The organism is Streptomyces sp. DvalAA-14, from assembly GCF_900091855.1.
Taxonomy (GTDB): Bacteria; Actinomycetota; Actinomycetes; order Streptomycetales; family Streptomycetaceae; genus Actinacidiphila.
In genome coordinates this window covers 1-13965 of the sequence record NZ_FMCH01000592.1, presented here as the reverse complement: position 1 = coordinate 13965, position 13965 = coordinate 1, and the positions used below count along the sequence as shown (strand labels likewise).

The 13965-nt window shown below is 72.9% G+C and carries 16 protein-coding genes; 5 read left to right on the top strand and 11 right to left on the bottom strand.

The annotated features are described in order from the left end of the window. The first annotated feature begins 452 nt into the window (after positions 1-452). Positions 453-1418 (top strand): FAD-dependent oxidoreductase, encoded by a 966-nt coding sequence (locus GA0115240_RS32010; protein WP_093742201.1) that lies wholly within the window; start codon positions 453-455, stop codon positions 1416-1418. A gap of 588 nt (positions 1419-2006) precedes the next feature. Here the strand turns inward: GA0115240_RS32010 and GA0115240_RS38905 are convergent. The 5 genes from GA0115240_RS38905 to GA0115240_RS31995 all read right to left on the bottom strand — a co-directional run bounded on the left by GA0115240_RS38905 (position 2007) and on the right by GA0115240_RS31995 (position 4161). After that, entirely contained in the window at positions 2007-2135 is a 129-nt protein-coding gene (locus GA0115240_RS38905) for a hypothetical protein (protein ID WP_256070130.1), read from the bottom strand. A 219-nt stretch (positions 2136-2354) separates the two neighbouring features. Further along, on the bottom strand, positions 2355-2687 hold the full coding sequence (locus GA0115240_RS32000; protein ID WP_093742197.1) for a hypothetical protein: 333 nt from the start codon (positions 2685-2687) through the stop codon (positions 2355-2357). A gap of 141 nt (positions 2688-2828) precedes the next feature. Beyond that, entirely contained in the window at positions 2829-2990 is a 162-nt protein-coding gene (locus GA0115240_RS37455; RefSeq protein ID WP_161302605.1) for a hypothetical protein, read from the bottom strand. A gap of 24 nt (positions 2991-3014) precedes the next feature. Further along, positions 3015-3149 (bottom strand): hypothetical protein, encoded by a 135-nt coding sequence (locus tag GA0115240_RS38900; protein ID WP_256070129.1) that lies wholly within the window; start codon positions 3147-3149, stop codon positions 3015-3017. A 118-nt stretch (positions 3150-3267) separates the two neighbouring features. Beyond that, positions 3268-4161, bottom strand: a complete 894-nt coding sequence (locus tag GA0115240_RS31995; protein ID WP_093742196.1) for a DUF3152 domain-containing protein — start codon at positions 4159-4161, stop codon at positions 3268-3270. Between the two features lie 159 nt (positions 4162-4320). Between GA0115240_RS31995 and GA0115240_RS31990 the strand changes: the two genes are divergently transcribed. The 3 genes from GA0115240_RS31990 to GA0115240_RS31980 are packed head-to-tail and all read left to right on the top strand — an operon-like array spanning position 4321 to position 7285. Next, the gene (locus GA0115240_RS31990) at positions 4321-5010 is read left to right on the top strand and encodes a response regulator transcription factor (RefSeq protein WP_093742194.1); all 690 of its coding nucleotides are present in this window, start codon (positions 4321-4323) and stop codon (positions 5008-5010) included. Then, positions 5007-6692, top strand: a complete 1686-nt coding sequence (locus GA0115240_RS31985; RefSeq protein ID WP_093742193.1) for a sensor histidine kinase — start codon at positions 5007-5009, stop codon at positions 6690-6692. Before GA0115240_RS31990 ends, GA0115240_RS31985 begins: the two co-directional genes overlap by 4 nt. Further along, positions 6689-7285 (top strand): hypothetical protein, encoded by a 597-nt coding sequence (locus tag GA0115240_RS31980; RefSeq protein WP_093742191.1) that lies wholly within the window; start codon positions 6689-6691, stop codon positions 7283-7285. Before GA0115240_RS31985 ends, GA0115240_RS31980 begins: the two co-directional genes overlap by 4 nt. 38 nt (positions 7286-7323) lie before the next feature. Here GA0115240_RS31980 and GA0115240_RS31975 read toward each other — a convergent pair whose 3' ends face one another. From GA0115240_RS31975 to GA0115240_RS31965, 3 genes are all read right to left on the bottom strand, one after another. Next, the gene (locus GA0115240_RS31975; RefSeq protein WP_093742189.1) at positions 7324-8094 is read right to left on the bottom strand and encodes an SDR family NAD(P)-dependent oxidoreductase; all 771 of its coding nucleotides are present in this window, start codon (positions 8092-8094) and stop codon (positions 7324-7326) included. A gap of 222 nt (positions 8095-8316) precedes the next feature. Further along, positions 8317-9276 carry a bifunctional 5,10-methylenetetrahydrofolate dehydrogenase/5,10-methenyltetrahydrofolate cyclohydrolase gene (locus GA0115240_RS31970; RefSeq protein ID WP_093742186.1) on the bottom strand — a complete coding sequence of 320 codons (960 nt, stop codon included), beginning with the start codon at positions 9274-9276 and terminating at the stop codon, positions 8317-8319. Next, complete coding sequence (locus GA0115240_RS31965; protein WP_256070128.1) at positions 9273-9893, bottom strand: cyclodeaminase/cyclohydrolase family protein; 621 nt, start codon at positions 9891-9893, stop codon at positions 9273-9275. Before GA0115240_RS31965 ends, GA0115240_RS31970 begins: the two co-directional genes overlap by 4 nt. A 372-nt stretch (positions 9894-10265) precedes the next feature. On the opposite strand from GA0115240_RS31965, the gene GA0115240_RS31960 reads away from it, so the two are divergent. Continuing rightward, a complete protein-coding gene (locus GA0115240_RS31960; protein ID WP_256070127.1) occupies positions 10266-11564 on the top strand; it encodes an acyltransferase family protein in 1299 nt (432 codons plus the stop codon). Positions 11565-11673: 109 nt separating this feature from the next. On the opposite strand, the gene GA0115240_RS31955 is transcribed toward GA0115240_RS31960, so the two are convergent. From GA0115240_RS31955 to GA0115240_RS31945, 3 genes are all read right to left on the bottom strand, one after another. Continuing rightward, positions 11674-11949, bottom strand: a complete 276-nt coding sequence (locus GA0115240_RS31955; protein ID WP_093742180.1) for a hypothetical protein — start codon at positions 11947-11949, stop codon at positions 11674-11676. A 208-nt stretch (positions 11950-12157) separates the two neighbouring features. Beyond that, on the bottom strand, positions 12158-12397 hold the full coding sequence (locus GA0115240_RS31950; protein WP_176725232.1) for an SCO5918 family protein: 240 nt from the start codon (positions 12395-12397) through the stop codon (positions 12158-12160). Positions 12398-12543: 146 nt separating this feature from the next. Further along, entirely contained in the window at positions 12544-13656 is a 1113-nt protein-coding gene (locus GA0115240_RS31945) for a fatty acid desaturase family protein (RefSeq protein ID WP_237555376.1), read from the bottom strand. Between the last annotated feature and the right edge of the window lie 309 nt (positions 13657-13965).

Genomic DNA, 13965 nt, shown 5'->3' with positions numbered 1-13965 from the left:
TGCTCCCCGCACCCGCGGGGATGGGCCCGCGCTCGGGCGCGCGGTCAGCACGACCGTGGACTGCTCCCCGCGCCCGCGGGGATGGACCCGCTGGGTGCGACGAGTATCCGCACGGATCGACCCGCTCCCCGCGCCTGCGGGGATGTACCGGAGGAGGCGACCGCGACCGTGAGGCCGCTCGTCTGCTCCCCGCACCCGCGGGGTTGGACCCGAGTTTCAACCGGGGCGGCAACGCGGGTGATCTGCCGATTCGGTCCTGCCGACCCACAAGCATCCGACACGCTCCGCCGGTCGGATCGTGAACGGCTGCGCAGCCGTGGAGTCGGCTGCGTGCTCGGCGTCGAGACGACGACAACGTCCGGTTGGTGGTCCGGTTCGACAACTGAGGGGCCGGCGATGACTGAGCTCGGCAAGGTGCCCGACCTGGATGAGGACTTCCGGGGGGTTCCTCGGTGAGCGGAGTCGAGCACGTAACCGTCATCGGGGCCGGCGTTTCCGGCCTGACCAGCGCTGTCGTCCTCGCGGAGAGCGGGGTACGGGTCCACGTGATCGCCGCGGAGTGGCCCGGCGGGAACTCGCTGGCGGCCGGGGCCATGTGGGGGCCCTACCTGGTCGAGCCCAGGGACAAGGTCGCCGAGTGGAGTCGGCACTCCTTGGAGGTCTTCCGCACGCTGGCGGGTGATCCCTGTACGGGGGTCCGCATCACCTCCGGTGTCGAAGCCTCCCGGCACGCTGTCGCCCCGCCGGACTGGGCGACGACCCGGCCGGGCTTCCGGCCCTGCGCGCCCAACGAACTGCCCCCGGGTTTCAGGACGGGCTACCGGTTTGAGGTCCCCCTCATCGACATGCCCAGCTACCTCGGCTCCTTGCACAGGCGCCTGCTCGCCATCGGCGCCACGGTCGCCAAGGGCAGGGTGACGGACCTGGACGACCCCGACCTCGGTCCGGTCGTGGTCAACTGCTCCGGCCTCGGCTCCCGCCAACTCGCAGACGACACCGACCTCCGCCCCATCCGCGGCCAGCACGTCGTCGTCGCCAACCCCGGAATCACCGAGTTCTTCTCCGAGGACACCGGCACCTCGACCGACCTGCTGTGCGTCTACCCCCACGGCGACACCGTCGTCCTGGGCGGCACCGCCATCGACGGCCGCGAAGACCTGAGCCCCGACCCCGAGGCCGCCGAAGCCATCCTCCGCCGCTGCACCACTGTCGAGCCGCGGCTTGCCGAAGCCCGCGTCCTCGCCCACCGCATCGGCGCCCGACCCACCCGCCCGGCGGTTCGCGTCGAAGCCGAGGTGCGCGCCAATGGACGAACCGTCATCCACAACTACGGTCACGGCGGCGCGGGTGTCACCCTCTCCTGGGGCTGCGCTCGGGACGTCCACCTGCTCTCCGCCGGGCGGAGCCAAGCGTATTGAGCCGCTGCGGGGCTACCGTCCGCGGGCCGTGCGGGTCCCGGGGATCGGCGACCGGGCGGGCCCGGCCGGCGCGGGGGTCGGCGGCGCTGTCGCGTTGTGCGAGAACTTCGTTGCGTACAGGCTGAGTTGGCGCTGTAGTGGGGGGTGGTGATGATCACCTACCGCCAACGGAAAAAGTGGGGGGAACCACATGAGGAGAACTGGACGCCTGCTGGCGTCGGCGACCGCGGCCGCGGTCGTGAGCCTGCTGGGCGCGCTGCCCGCGTCGGCCACCGGACAGACCCGCGCGGCGCCGGGGGGCGCCCCGGTGATGCGGATCTCGGCGCTGTCGTTCGGTGCCAAGTCCGTCGACGCCACCTCGGGTTCGGCCACCGTCGACCTGTCCTGGACGATGACCTCGAACAACCCGGATGCCGACGGCTTCGGCGGCAACATCCATCTGCGGCGGATGGATCCGGCCACCGGCGCCTACCTCGGCACCGAACTGGCCGTGAACTTCGACTCCCAGGGATCCCCGGTCGACGGGGTGACCGTACGACCCGGCAGCACCGGGGCCAAGGCCACGTACGACTGGACGGTGGCCGTACCTCAGTACGGCGCCACCAAGAAGACCACCTGGGCGGTCTCGGAGATCCAGGGCGGCGACGGCGCCGGCGAGCAGATCGACTGGACCGCGCCGCAGCTGTCCGCCTTCCCGCGCACCTTCGTCGCCGTCACCACCCCGGACCGCGGCTATCCGAGCCTGGACGAGGTCTCCCTGGCGCAGGGCACGCAGGCGACGGTCTACGACGACCCGCAGCACGGGACCGCGCTGCAGTACCAGATCAACAGCCAGGAGAATCTGTCCGGCGTGTACGGCGGCACGGTGATCGCGACCGGCCCGGGCGGTCGGCGGGCCAGCGGGTCGTTCGCGATCTCCTGGGACTGGAGCGAGGGCTACCAGGGCTGCGGGTACATCGACTGGCTGCAGCACGAGGTCCTCAACTGCTCGGTGACCGTGCCGCTGCCGGCCGGTCTGCCCGAGGGCGACTGGACGGTCAGCGAGGTCGACCTGACCAGCAACTCCGGAGTCACGCACGCGTACACCGGGCTCACCGAGCCGGCCGTGCACGTCACCTCGGACGCGGTGCTGTCGGCGAGCGACTTCGCCTTCACCCCGAGCCGGATCGACAGCTGGCACTCGCCCACCCCGACGGCCCAGTTCGCGCTGCGGCCGTCCGGCGCGGTGGGCGGGGTCGCCTCGGTGGAGCTGACCGACTGGGGCAACACCGGTCAGTGCCTCCAGCTGTCCACCATGCCGACCGTGCAGGCGGACGGCACCGTCACCGTGCCGGTACGGGGCGAGCCGGGCAGCTTCACCTGTGAGCCGACCGGCGTCGTCATCACCGACGGCAACGGTGACCGGGCCGTCTACGGCTCGTCGCTGGGCGCCCCCGCCGTCGGCGCGACGCTGAGCAACATCCCGGACACCGTGCTGCCCTCGGTGGACGCGGCAACGGTCACGCCGGACACGGTCGCGGCCGACGACACCCGGACGCAGATCGAGCTGACCGTCGACGTGGCCGCCTCCACCGCGGGCGTCGACGCCCTCGACCTCTATCTCGTCGACAGCACCGGCTCCGCCGCCCCGATCCAGTTCGGCGGGGTGACCACCACCTTCTCCGGGCCGCTGACGGAGTACTTCAACCTCCCGCAGGGCACCGCGCCCGGCACGTACACCCTGGCCTTCACCCTGCAGGACCAGGACTACAAGACGGTGAGCTACGGGCTGCCCGGCGCCGGCAGCCAGCCGCTGCCCGGCGGACCGCTCACCTTGACCGTCACCGCCCCGCCCGCCGCCGGCGGTGGGTCAGGGGACGTGGGGGCCGCCGAGATAGTGGCCCCGGGAGTCGTAGGGCCAGGCGTTGGCGACGCAGCCGTGCAGGCCGTCGATCTGCTGCATCATGGCGGGGGCCGGGCGGCCGGGGCCGGGGCAGGTTTCGTGGCCGTGGCCGATGCGGTGGCCGACCTCGTGGTTGATGATGAGGGCGCGGTAGTCGTGCAGGGGGCCGGGGAATTCGGGGGAGCCGGTGTTCCAGCGCTTGAGGTTGACGATCACCTGGTCGCCGACGTCGCAGTTGACCTCGCCGTGGGTGTGCAGGCCGGCCGCGCCGCAGATGCTGTCCACGGTCGGCGGGGTCGCGATCTTGATCTCGAAGTCGTAGGAGCCGCCCGAGACGAGCTGGAAGGCGTCGTGGCCGTCGGCGGTCCAGCCGCGCGGGTCGGCCAGGATGCCGGAGATCTCGTTCGCGGCGGCCTCGGGGGAGACGCCGGATCCCTGCTCCACCTGGACCTTGTAGCGGCGGATCGTGCCGGTGCCCACCGACGTACCGGACGCGTCGGCCGTGGTGAACGTGCCGTTGCCGGTCGGCGTCGAGGAAGGCCGCGCGGGAGGGGTCCGGTTCGGCTTCGGCTCGGTGCTGGTCCCGGTCGGGCTCGGCGGCGTTGTCCCGGCCGGGCGGTCCGGGGCCGCGAACTCGGTCCGGTCCCGCGCGGTGGGCGGCCGGCCCGACGCGTCGGTCCGGCCGCCGTTCATGAAGACGAGCACCGAGCCGAGGACGCCGACCAGCGCCAGCGCGCCGACCAGGTACGCCCGGTGCCGGCCGCGCGGCCGGTCGCCCCGGTGGGAGGCCGGGCGGTCCGGGGCATCGGCGGCCCCGGGGCGCGGGGCCGGTGGGTGTTTTCGTCTGCTGGCCTGGTGCATGGCAGCTCAGGCTGTGTTCCGCAGGTGATGACCGCTGGCTCAACATGTCACGAACCCGTAACGAGGTGATCTTTCCTGGTGTGATCCTTCTGTAACGGCTGCCCGCCGAGGCCCCGCCCGCAGGGCCCCCGCGCGAACAACTCACGCATACTGACCAGCATGTCCCGAGTCCTGCTCGTCGAAGACGACCCTGCCGTCCGCAGGGGCGTGCAGCTGGCGTTGCGGCATCAGGGACACGAGGTTGCCGCCGCCGCGACCGGCGAGGAGGGACTGGAGCAGCTGCGCTCCTTCCAGCCGGACGTCGTGGTCCTCGACTTGATGCTGCCCGGCATACCGGGCCTCGATGTGTGCCGGCGGATCAGGGAGCGCGACCAGGTCCCGATCATCATGGTCACCGCGAGGGGCGACGACATCGATGTCGTAGTCGGCCTGGAGGCCGGCGCGGACGACTACGTCGTCAAGCCCGTCCAGGCCCGGGTGCTCGACGCCCGCATCCGGGCGGTGCTGCGGCGGTTGCAGCCGTCGGCGTCCGACATCGCGCGGCCCCGGGCGGAGTCGCACGGCGACCTGGTCATCGACCGGGCCGGGCTGCTGGTGAGCCATCGCGGCGAACCGGTCGCCCTGGCACCCTCGGAGCTGCGGCTCCTGCTGACCCTGTCGGCCCGGCCGGGCCAGGTGCTCAGCCGTCAGCAGCTGCTGGAAGCGGTCTGGGAGCACAGCTACCACGGGGACATCCGGCTGGTGGACGCATGCGTTAAACGACTACGGGGCAAGCTCGGCGAGCTGAGCGGCGATCCCCGGTACATCGAGACCGTCCGCGGCTTCGGTTACCGCTTCCGCTCCTCATGAGGCCGGCCGCCTCCGCCGGCGCTTCCCCCGCCCCCGCCCCCGCCTCCGCACCCGCCGAGCCCGCCGCCGAGCCCGCACAGCCACCCGCCGAGCCCGCCGCCGAGCCCGCCCAGCCACCCGCCGAGACCCCCGCCGAGCCCGCCGACGAGACCAGCGAGCCCCGCGAGCCCCGCGCCCGCAGCCACTTCCTCTCCGAAGTCCTCCCGCGGATCCTGCTCGCCCTGCGCGGCCTGCGCTTCCGCCTCGTCGTGGCCTTCGCCCTCGTCGCCGTGGTCAGCGCACTGAGCACCGGCGCCCTCGCCTTCCGGGAAGCGCGCACCGGGGTCCTGCAGCAGAGCCAGGACGCGGTGATCAAGGAGTTCCGCGACAGCGTCGACAACGCCGCCCCGGCCACATCCTCACCGTCGGACCAGACCGATCTGCAACTCCTGGTGGACACGGTGGCCACGTCCAGCCAGGCGCAGGGCTGGCGCGTCCTGGCGACCTACGGCGGCCGGCGCGCCACCTCGCTGCCGGACGACAGGTTCGACGAGCTGACGCCCGAACTGCGCCGCCAGGTCGCCACCCAGCCCGCCGCCGTCTTCCAGCGGGTGAACCGGGGCGGGCGGCCGGTTCTCGTCGTCGGGCTGCCGGTCACCTACCGTCCGACCGATACGGGCTTCACCCTGTCGGGCCTGTCGGTGTACCTGGTGGTGCCGCAGAACACCGAGCAGGCGTACGTGCGGGCGATGATCACCGCCATCGAGCACGCGACCTTGTCCGCGCTGTGCGTCGCGGTGCTGCTGGCGCTGCTCGCGGCCAGCGGTGTCCTGCGACCGGTACGGGCGCTGCGGCGCGCGACCCGGCGGATGGCCGAAGGGCACCTCGACATCCGGCTCGCGGTGAACGGATCCGACGAACTCGCGGACCTGTCGCGGTCGTTCAACGACACGGCTGCCGCGCTGGAGCAGTCCGTCACGGAGCTGCGCCGGCTGGAGGCGCAGGCCCGCCGCTTCGTCGCGGACGTCTCCCATGAACTGCGCACCCCGCTGGCCGCCATGTCGGCGGTCACCGACGTGCTCGACGACGAGGCGGCCCACCTGGACCGGGTGACCGCCGACGCGGTACGGCTCATCAGCGGGGAGACCGTACGGCTGAGCCGGCTGGTCAACGACCTGATGGAGATCTCCCGCTTCGACGCGGGCGCCGCGGAACTCAACCTGGACGAGATCGACCTGGCCGAGTCCGTCCGGCGCACGCTCGCCTCCCGCGGCTGGCAGCAGCAGGTGGAGACCCGGCTGCCGGCGCCCGGGGCGCTGCGCACCCGGGTGGATCCGCGCCGGCTCGACGTGGTGGTGGCGAACCTGGTCGGCAACGCGCTGCGGCACGGCGCGCCGCCGGTGGTGGTGTCGGCGGGCGTACGGGAGGAACGGCCGAGGGGCGCGTGGGTCGTCATCGAGGTGGCCGACAGCGGTCCCGGGATCACGGAGGCGGACATGCCGCACATCTTCGAACGCTTCTACAAGGCGGACACCACCCGGACCCGGAGCGAGAGCAGCGGTCTGGGCCTGGCCATCACGGCCGAGAACGTGACGCTGCACGGCGGCCGGATCCGGGCCCGGAACCGGCCGGGGGGCGGCTCGGTCTTCACCGTCGAGTTCCCGTTGCGGCACTCCGCCGAGGGCGCCGGGGGGTCCTCGTGAGGTCCGCCCGCCGGCTGGTCCTGGCGGCGGCGACGGGCCTGGCCGGTGTCCTCGCGCTGTCGGGCTGCGGGGTGCCGCCCTCCGGGGTGATCCAGGCCGGCGAACCGGCGACCGGAATGCCCGCCGGGATCACCGTCTTCTTCCTGTCCAGCACCGGGAGCCTGGTCGGTGTGCCGCGGTTCAGCCCCCCGGACCTCGCCACCGCCGTCGACCTGCTGTTCCAGGGCCCGACCTCCGATGAGGCACCCGAACTGAGCACGCGGCTGCCCAAGCTGCCGGCCCTGCCCGAGGTCGAGGCGAAGGACGGCACCATCCTCATCCGGGTCCCACCGGGCGTGGCCCGCTTCACCCCACCGGCCATGCAGCAGCTCGTCTGCACCGCCGCGACGGCCTACCGCGTGGAGCCGGACAGTGCCGCGCACCGGCAGGCAGGTACTCCGCGCGTGCCGACCTTCCCGCCGGTGCCGGTGCCGGCCCCGGGCGTCGGCGGCTCCGTCCCCACCGGACTGGCCGTCCCGCCCATGGTCAGCATCCACGTCGTCGGCGCCCGATGGGCCCAGATCGAGGTGGGCCATCCCTGCGGCCTCGGCTGAGCCGGCCCGGGTGGGGGCGCGCGGCCGTCAGCGGTGGCTCACAGTTCGCGGTGGACCTTGGTGTTGCTGGCCTGCGCGCGGGGCCGCAGCACCAGGAGGTCGACGTTGACGTGCGAGGGGCGGGTGACGGCCCAGACGATGGTGTCGGCGACGTCGTCGGCGGTCAGCGGTTCGGCGACCCCGGCGTAGACGGCGGCGGCGCGGTCGGCGTCACCGCGGAAGCGGGTCAGGGCGAACTCGTCGGTCTTCACCATGCCGGGGGCGATCTCGATGATCCGGACCGGCTGGCCGTTGAGTTCGAGCCGCAGCGTCTCGGCGATCACATGGGCGCCGTGCTTGGCGGCCACGTAGCCGCCGCCGCCTTCGTAGGTGCCCAGGCCCGCGGTGGAGGAGAGCACCACCACGGTGCCGTCGCCGGAGGCGGTCAGCGAGGGGAGCAGCGCCTGGGTGACGTTGAGCGTGCCGATCACGTTGACCTCGTACATCGTCCGCCAGTCGTCCGGGTCGGCGATGGCGACCGGGTCGGTGCCGAGCGCGCCGCCCGCGTTGTTGACCAGGACCTGGATCGGCGCGTGCACATCGAGGGAGGCGGCGAAGGCGTCCACGGCGGCGCGGTCGGTGACATCGAGGGGGTGCACGGTCACGGTGTGGCCCGCCGCGGTGAGTTCCTTGGCCAGCGCGTCGAGCCGTTCGATCCGGCGGGCGGTGAGGACGACGTGGAAGCCGGCCTCGGCCAGCCGGCGGACGGTGGCGGCGCCGATGCCGCTGCTCGCTCCGGTGACCACTGCGGTACGGGGGCGGGGAGTCATGCGCGGCTGCCTTTCGTGGCGGGACCTGTGGTTCCCGGCGGTCCTCGGGGCTGACGGAGGGGCGCGGTGCTGTTCGGTGCTCCGGCGCCTTCAGTGCTTCGGGTGCGTGAGGTGCTTCCGGTGCTCCGGTGCTTCCGGTGCAGCATATGCGGCGGGTGCGGCCGGGCGCCGCGCGGCTTTCACCGCCCGGCGGGACCGGCGTCGGACAGCGGTCGGACAGCGTCAGACACGGCCCAGGGGGGCGTTGCCGGCTCCGCCGGCCGGCCCGTGCCCGCCGGCCCGGCCCGCCGCCCGGACCGTGTGCCGCAGCAGCAGCGCCGTGGTGATCGGCCCCACCCCGCCGGGTACGGGCGACAGCGCGCCCGCCGTGGGCGCCACCGACGCCGCGTCCACATCCCCGGTCAGCCCGCCGTCGGGGGTCGGATTGGTGCCCACGTCCACCACGACCGCGCCCGCCGCGACGTGCGCCGCGGTGATCAGCCCGGCCCGTCCGGCCGCCGCGACCACCACGTCGGCCTGCCGGGTGACCGCGGCCAGATCCGCCGTACGGGAGTGGCAGACGGTGACCGTGGCGTCCCGGTCCAGCAGCAGGTGGGCGAGGGGTTTGCCGACCACCGTGGAGCGGCCGACGACCGCGACCCTGCGGCCGGACAGGGCGATTCCGTGCGCGTCGAGCAGTTCCAGTACGGCGGCGGCCGTGGCCGGGGCGAAAGCCGGCTGCCCGGCGGCCAGTCGCCCCAGGCTCAGCGGATTCGCGCCGTCCACGTCCTTGTCCGGTGCGATGGCGGCGGCCAGTTCGGCGGCCACCGCGCCCTCGGGCAGCGGCGTCTGCAGGATCACCCCGTGCACGGCCGGATCGGCGCTCAGCTCCGCCAGCCGCTCCCGGATCCGGTCCGGCGCGGCGGTCGCGGGCAGTGTCACCGTGTCGCAGACGATCCCGGTCCTGGCGGCGGCGCGCGCGATGGAGCGTACGTACCAGGCCGTCGACTCGTCCTCGGTGGCGACCAGGACGGCCAGGCGCGGCGTGGTGCCGTTCGCGGTGAGCCCGGCGGCCGCCGCGGCCACCTCGGCGCGCAGTTCGGCGGCGCGGCCGGCCCCGGTCAGGCTGCGGGCGCCGGGTCCCGGTGCTGCGGTGTCCTGGGCCGGCGCGGGGGCCCCGCCGGTCTCGTGCGGTCCGCTCATCGGGCGATCCGCTTGCGTACCGCAGCCGTCACCGCTTCGGCCCGGGCGGCCAGCGTGTCCACCTCGGCCAGGGAGGCGGCCAGTTCGGTGCGTACCGACTCGTCCTTGATACCGCCGAGGTTGATCTCGACATTGATCCGGGCGGTGGTGGCGGCCGCCCGGGCCGCCTCGGTGGCGGCGGCGATGTCGGTGACGACATTGGCGTTGCCGTAGGGCAGCAGGGACTCGGCGAGGGCGACGACCCGGGCCGCCACCGCGATTACCCCCGCCGGCGGGCGGGCGGCGCCGGCCAGCGCCCGCGCGACGGCCCGGGAGCGGACCGCCTTCTGCTCGTCGTCGGCGCGCGGCAGCCGGTACGCCTCGGTCACCGCGGTGAAGGCCGCGGCGTCCTCGGCCGCCAACTCCACTGCCTGCTCGCGGAGTCGGTCGCTTTCCGTGATGATCTCCGCGACCTGTCCGGCGTACTGCGCGTACTTCTCACCGGTGGTGTAGCGGGCGACCATGCCGAGCAGCGCCGCCCCCTGCGCCGCGTGCAGGGCCGCTGCCGCGCCGCCGCCCGGGGCGGGTTCGCGCGCCGCCAGCCGTTCCAGATAGCCGCTGATCGTGTGCTCGCGCACCGGGCCGCCTTCCGTGCCGTGTCCCGCGCGGGGCGCCCGCCGACAGGGCCCGCGTCCGCCCATGATCCTACGGCCGCTCACCTCGTGTGACGGGCGGGGCGTGCGGGCCGGGGGCGGCCTTCGGCGATGGACCGAAGGTGACTTTCAGATGAACTTGACGCCCGGCAATAGTGTTCCTAAGGTCAAGTCTCCGTTAACCCTGTTCGAATTCCGGCTTCTGTCCGGTTCGATGCCGCGCGATGCCCGTAGGTTGATGGTTTCTTGGGGGATGGCGGCTCCGTCGGGGGAGACACAGCAACCGCCGCTTACTGACGAGGACGGCAGATGAGGCATGCGGAGAGGGGCGGGGCTGACGACTGGCCGCAGAGCTCCGTGACCATACCCGGGGGCAGCGGAATCCTGCCGGCGCAGCAGCCGGCCGCCCCGGCCCGGGAGATCACGAGCGGGGGAACCGCCCCGGTGACGGTGTCCGAACGCACCGCGGTCCAGTCGCCGTCCTGGGACGCGCAACTGCCGCCCACCGCGCCGCCGCCCACCGCGCTCCCGGAGCCCGCCGCCGCCCAGCCCCAGCCCCCCGCGCCCGCCCCGCCCAAGCGGGCCCGGCTGTACATCATCGACGCGATACGGCTGTTCGCCGCGATGGCGGTGGCCCTGCACCACTACGTGGGCACCGCGCGGGTCAACCGCCCGCACAACCTGATATGGGACCGGCCGATATCCCACATCATGCCCAGCGTCTTCCGGGTCGCCGCCTACGGGTGGGAGGGCGTCGAGATCTTCTTCGTCATCAGCGGCTTCGTGATCTGCATGTCCTGCTGGGGGCGCCGGCCCCGGGACTTCTTCGTGTCACGCGTGATCCGGCTCTACCCGGCCTACTGGTTCGGCGTGCTGTTCAGCACCGTGGTGCTGACCGCGCTGCCGGGGGTGTGGACGAAGCCCTCGATGCGCGAGGTGCTCTTCAACCTCTCGATGCTCCAGTCCGGTTCGCACATCGCCAGCGTGGACGGCGTCTACTGGACGCTCTGGTCGGAGCTGCGCTTCTATCTGATCTTCCTGGTGGTGGTCGCCGCCGGGCTCACCTACCGCAAGGTCGTCGTCTTCTGCTGCGTGTGGGGGGCGCTGGCCATGCTGGCGCCGGTGTCCGGCTTCCCGCTGCTGGTTTTGATCGCCGACCCCGACGGAGCCTGGTACTTCATCGCCGGCCTGGCGCTGTTCCTGATGTACCGCTTCGGCCAGGACCTGCTGCTGTGGGGGATCCTCGCGCTGACCTGGCTGATGGCGCAGGACGAACTGAGCCGGCGGATCAGCACCGTCGAACACGTCTCCAGCTATCGGGGCGCACTGGTCCTCTACACGGTGTTCCTGCTGTTCATGGTGTGCGTCGCGCTCGGCTTCACCGACCGCATCCAGTGGAAGTGGCTGGCCACCGCGGGGTCCTTGACGTACCCCTTCTACCTGATCCACTACACGGCCGGCACGATCGCCATCCACCACCTGCGCGACCGCGCCGACCCGCGGCTGCTCGTGGCCGGACTGATCGCCGCGGGGCTGCTGTTCGCCTACCTCATCCACCGGCTGATCGAGCGGCCGGTGTCCAAGCTGCTCAAGCGCGGTCTGACCAACGCCTTCACGCAGCTGGGTCCGATGCCTTCGCACAAGACATCGCCGTAGGCGCGGTGGGCTGCGCGGTCCGGTAGTCCGGTAGTCCGGTAAGTCCCGCGGTCCTGACCGCCGCTGCTCGCCGCAGCCCCCCCGTGGCCCCGGTAACGCCGGGTCCCGGTCAGGGGCTGTGGCGGGCGTCGGGCACCAGATGGGGGCGGAAGGGCTGCTGCTGGCCCGCCGCGCGGGTGGTGTCCACCGTGAGCAGCAGACAGGTGCCGCTGCCGTCGGGGCCGGCGGGGTGGCTGCTCTGTTCGGGAGCGTCGAAGAGGCGACGCAGGGCCGCGGCGACCTGGCGCGCGGTCTCCGGGGAGTCGGCGGTGATACGGACCTCGGCGAGCCCGGGAGAGGGCAGCGGCTCGGCGGACGGTGTCTTCTCGGACGTCTTCTCGGTCATCACGCGGTCTCTTCCCGGGCCGGCGCTGCGCGCCCGGTGTCGGCGTTCGCCGAGGACGACCCCGGCGCGGACACCGGGGTGCGGGGAGCCATCGGTGGGGCCACCGTACTCCCGTCGAACGGCGGGCGGGCGGGACCCGGGTGGCCGGGGTGCGGGGCTCGTTCCGGCGAGAACGCGGCACCCCAGGCTCAACCGGCCACCCGCCCGGTCACTCCGCGGTCGTCCGGCAGGGGAAGCCCAGCGCGGCCATCGCCCGCTGCACTTCGCCCGAGCTGAAGTCCCGCCGGTCCTGGCGGGTGATCACCGCGCCCACCTGCATGATCGGGTAGCTGACGCCACCGATCTCGACCGATACCCCCGTAACGGGCTCGGGAGTGACACCGTTCATCGCCTCCTCCACCTCGTTCCGGTGGAAGTAGAAGTGTCGGCGAGCGATGGTGACGCGCATCATGCCTCAGCAAGGGGGACGGAGGGGTGAAGCCGGAGGTGCCACACTCTCACGTTCGTGGCGGTGGTGACACCCGGAAACGGCGCGGGCGGAGCGGCTCGAGGCGGGGTCCGGGCCAGTCGAGCCGGTGCTGGGCTCAGGTCGGATCAGGCCGACGGAGCCGCGCGCAGCGGTGCGCCCACGCGGTGCAGGTGCCGGAGCGCCTGCGCGTAGGAGGAGAACAGACCGGACTCGGCGTAGGCGATGCCGAGCTCGGCGCAGTAGGCCTGCACGATGGGGCGGGCCCGCCGCAGATGCGGGGTGGGCATGCTCGGGAACAGGTGGTGCTCGATCTGGTAGTTGAGACCGCCCAGCGCGAGGTCGGTGAACAGCCCGCCGCGTACGTTGCGCGAGGTGAGCACCTGGCGGCGCAGGAAGTCCGGGCGGTCGCTGCCCTTCAGCGTGGGCATGCCCTTGTGGTTCGGGGCGAAGGTGCAGCCCATGTAGACGCCGAACACGCCCTGGTGGACGGCGATGAACGCCAGCGCCTGCAGAGGGGACAGGACCAGCAGCAGGACGGTCAGATAGCCGGCGACGTGCAGGCCCAGCAGGACCGCTTCCAGGCCGCGCCGCTTGAACGCCGGGCGGAACAGCGCCCGTACGCCGGCCACGTGCAGATTCATCCCTTCCAGCGTGAGCAGCGGGAAGAAGAGGTACGCCTGGCTGCCGCCGATGAGCTTCGGCACGCCGCGGGCGGCGCGCGCCTGGTCGGTGGACCAGAGCAGGATGTCGGGGTTGACGTCGGGGTCGAGCTCTTCGTGGTTCGGGTTGGCGTGGTGGCGGGTGTGCTTGTCCTGCCACCAGCCGTAGCTCATGCCGACGAACAGGTTCGCCGCGATCCGGCCGGCCACCTCGCTGGGCCGCCGCAGCCGGAACACCTGGCGGTGGGCGATGTCGTGCGCGACGAGCGCGATCTGGGCGAACAGCACGCCCAGTACGGCCGCGGTGGCCAACTGCCACCAGGAGCTGCCGATGAACGTGAACGCGGCCCAGGTGCCCGCGAACAGTGCGGCGATGCCGCCGATCCGTGCGGTGTAGTAGCCGGGGCGCCGCCTCAGCAGGCCCGAGACGGCCACCCGCTTGGCGAGCCGGGCGAAGTCGCTGCCCGCGTCGGCGGGGGTGCCGGCGAGGGTTCCGTCCGAGGAATCCAGCAGCGCCTTCGGCAGCGAGCCGGGCGTTGGCGGGGATGTTGCGTGCATGGTCGCGGAATCACTGGTCATGGCACATGGCCTGTCCCCGGGTGCGTGGACCCGGTGTATCCACTCACCGCAGGATGACACCGTCTATGGTCCGGCATGCGAGATGTCCTCGGCTCTGCCAGCGTACCTGGCCAGTGACCTGATCTGCCCTGCTCTCGTTTGAGCGGCAGAGCCGGAGGCATCCGGGGGCGGAGGACCGCCCCCGGATGCTCCTGCTGCGTCCCGGCGTTGCGCGGCCTCGCGCTACGCGGCGTCGCGGCGGTACGGCGAGCGCTCGGTGCGGGCGCTCCGGCCGCCGGCGCTGCCGGATCCGGCCGTCCGGCCGCGGCC

Bases quoted from the DNA above. Each gene is read 5' to 3' on its own strand.
- GA0115240_RS31970 (WP_093742186.1), bottom strand. From the start codon at position 9,276: ATGAGCGGACCGCACGAGACCGGCGGGGCCCCCGCGCCGGCCCAGGAC.
- GA0115240_RS31990 (WP_093742194.1), top strand. From the start codon at position 4,321: ATGTCCCGAGTCCTGCTCGTCGAAGACGACCCTGCCGTCCGCAGGGGC.
- GA0115240_RS31985 (WP_093742193.1), top strand. From the start codon at position 5,007: ATGAGGCCGGCCGCCTCCGCCGGCGCTTCCCCCGCCCCCGCCCCCGCC.
- GA0115240_RS31995 (WP_093742196.1), bottom strand. From the start codon at position 4,161: ATGCACCAGGCCAGCAGACGAAAACACCCACCGGCCCCGCGCCCCGGG.
- GA0115240_RS31945 (WP_237555376.1), bottom strand. From the start codon at position 13,656: ATGACCAGTGATTCCGCGACCATGCACGCAACATCCCCGCCAACGCCC.
- GA0115240_RS31955 (WP_093742180.1), bottom strand. From the start codon at position 11,949: ATGACCGAGAAGACGTCCGAGAAGACACCGTCCGCCGAGCCGCTGCCC.
- GA0115240_RS31950 (WP_176725232.1), bottom strand. From the start codon at position 12,397: ATGCGCGTCACCATCGCTCGCCGACACTTCTACTTCCACCGGAACGAG.
- GA0115240_RS31975 (WP_093742189.1), bottom strand. From the start codon at position 8,094: ATGACTCCCCGCCCCCGTACCGCAGTGGTCACCGGAGCGAGCAGCGGC.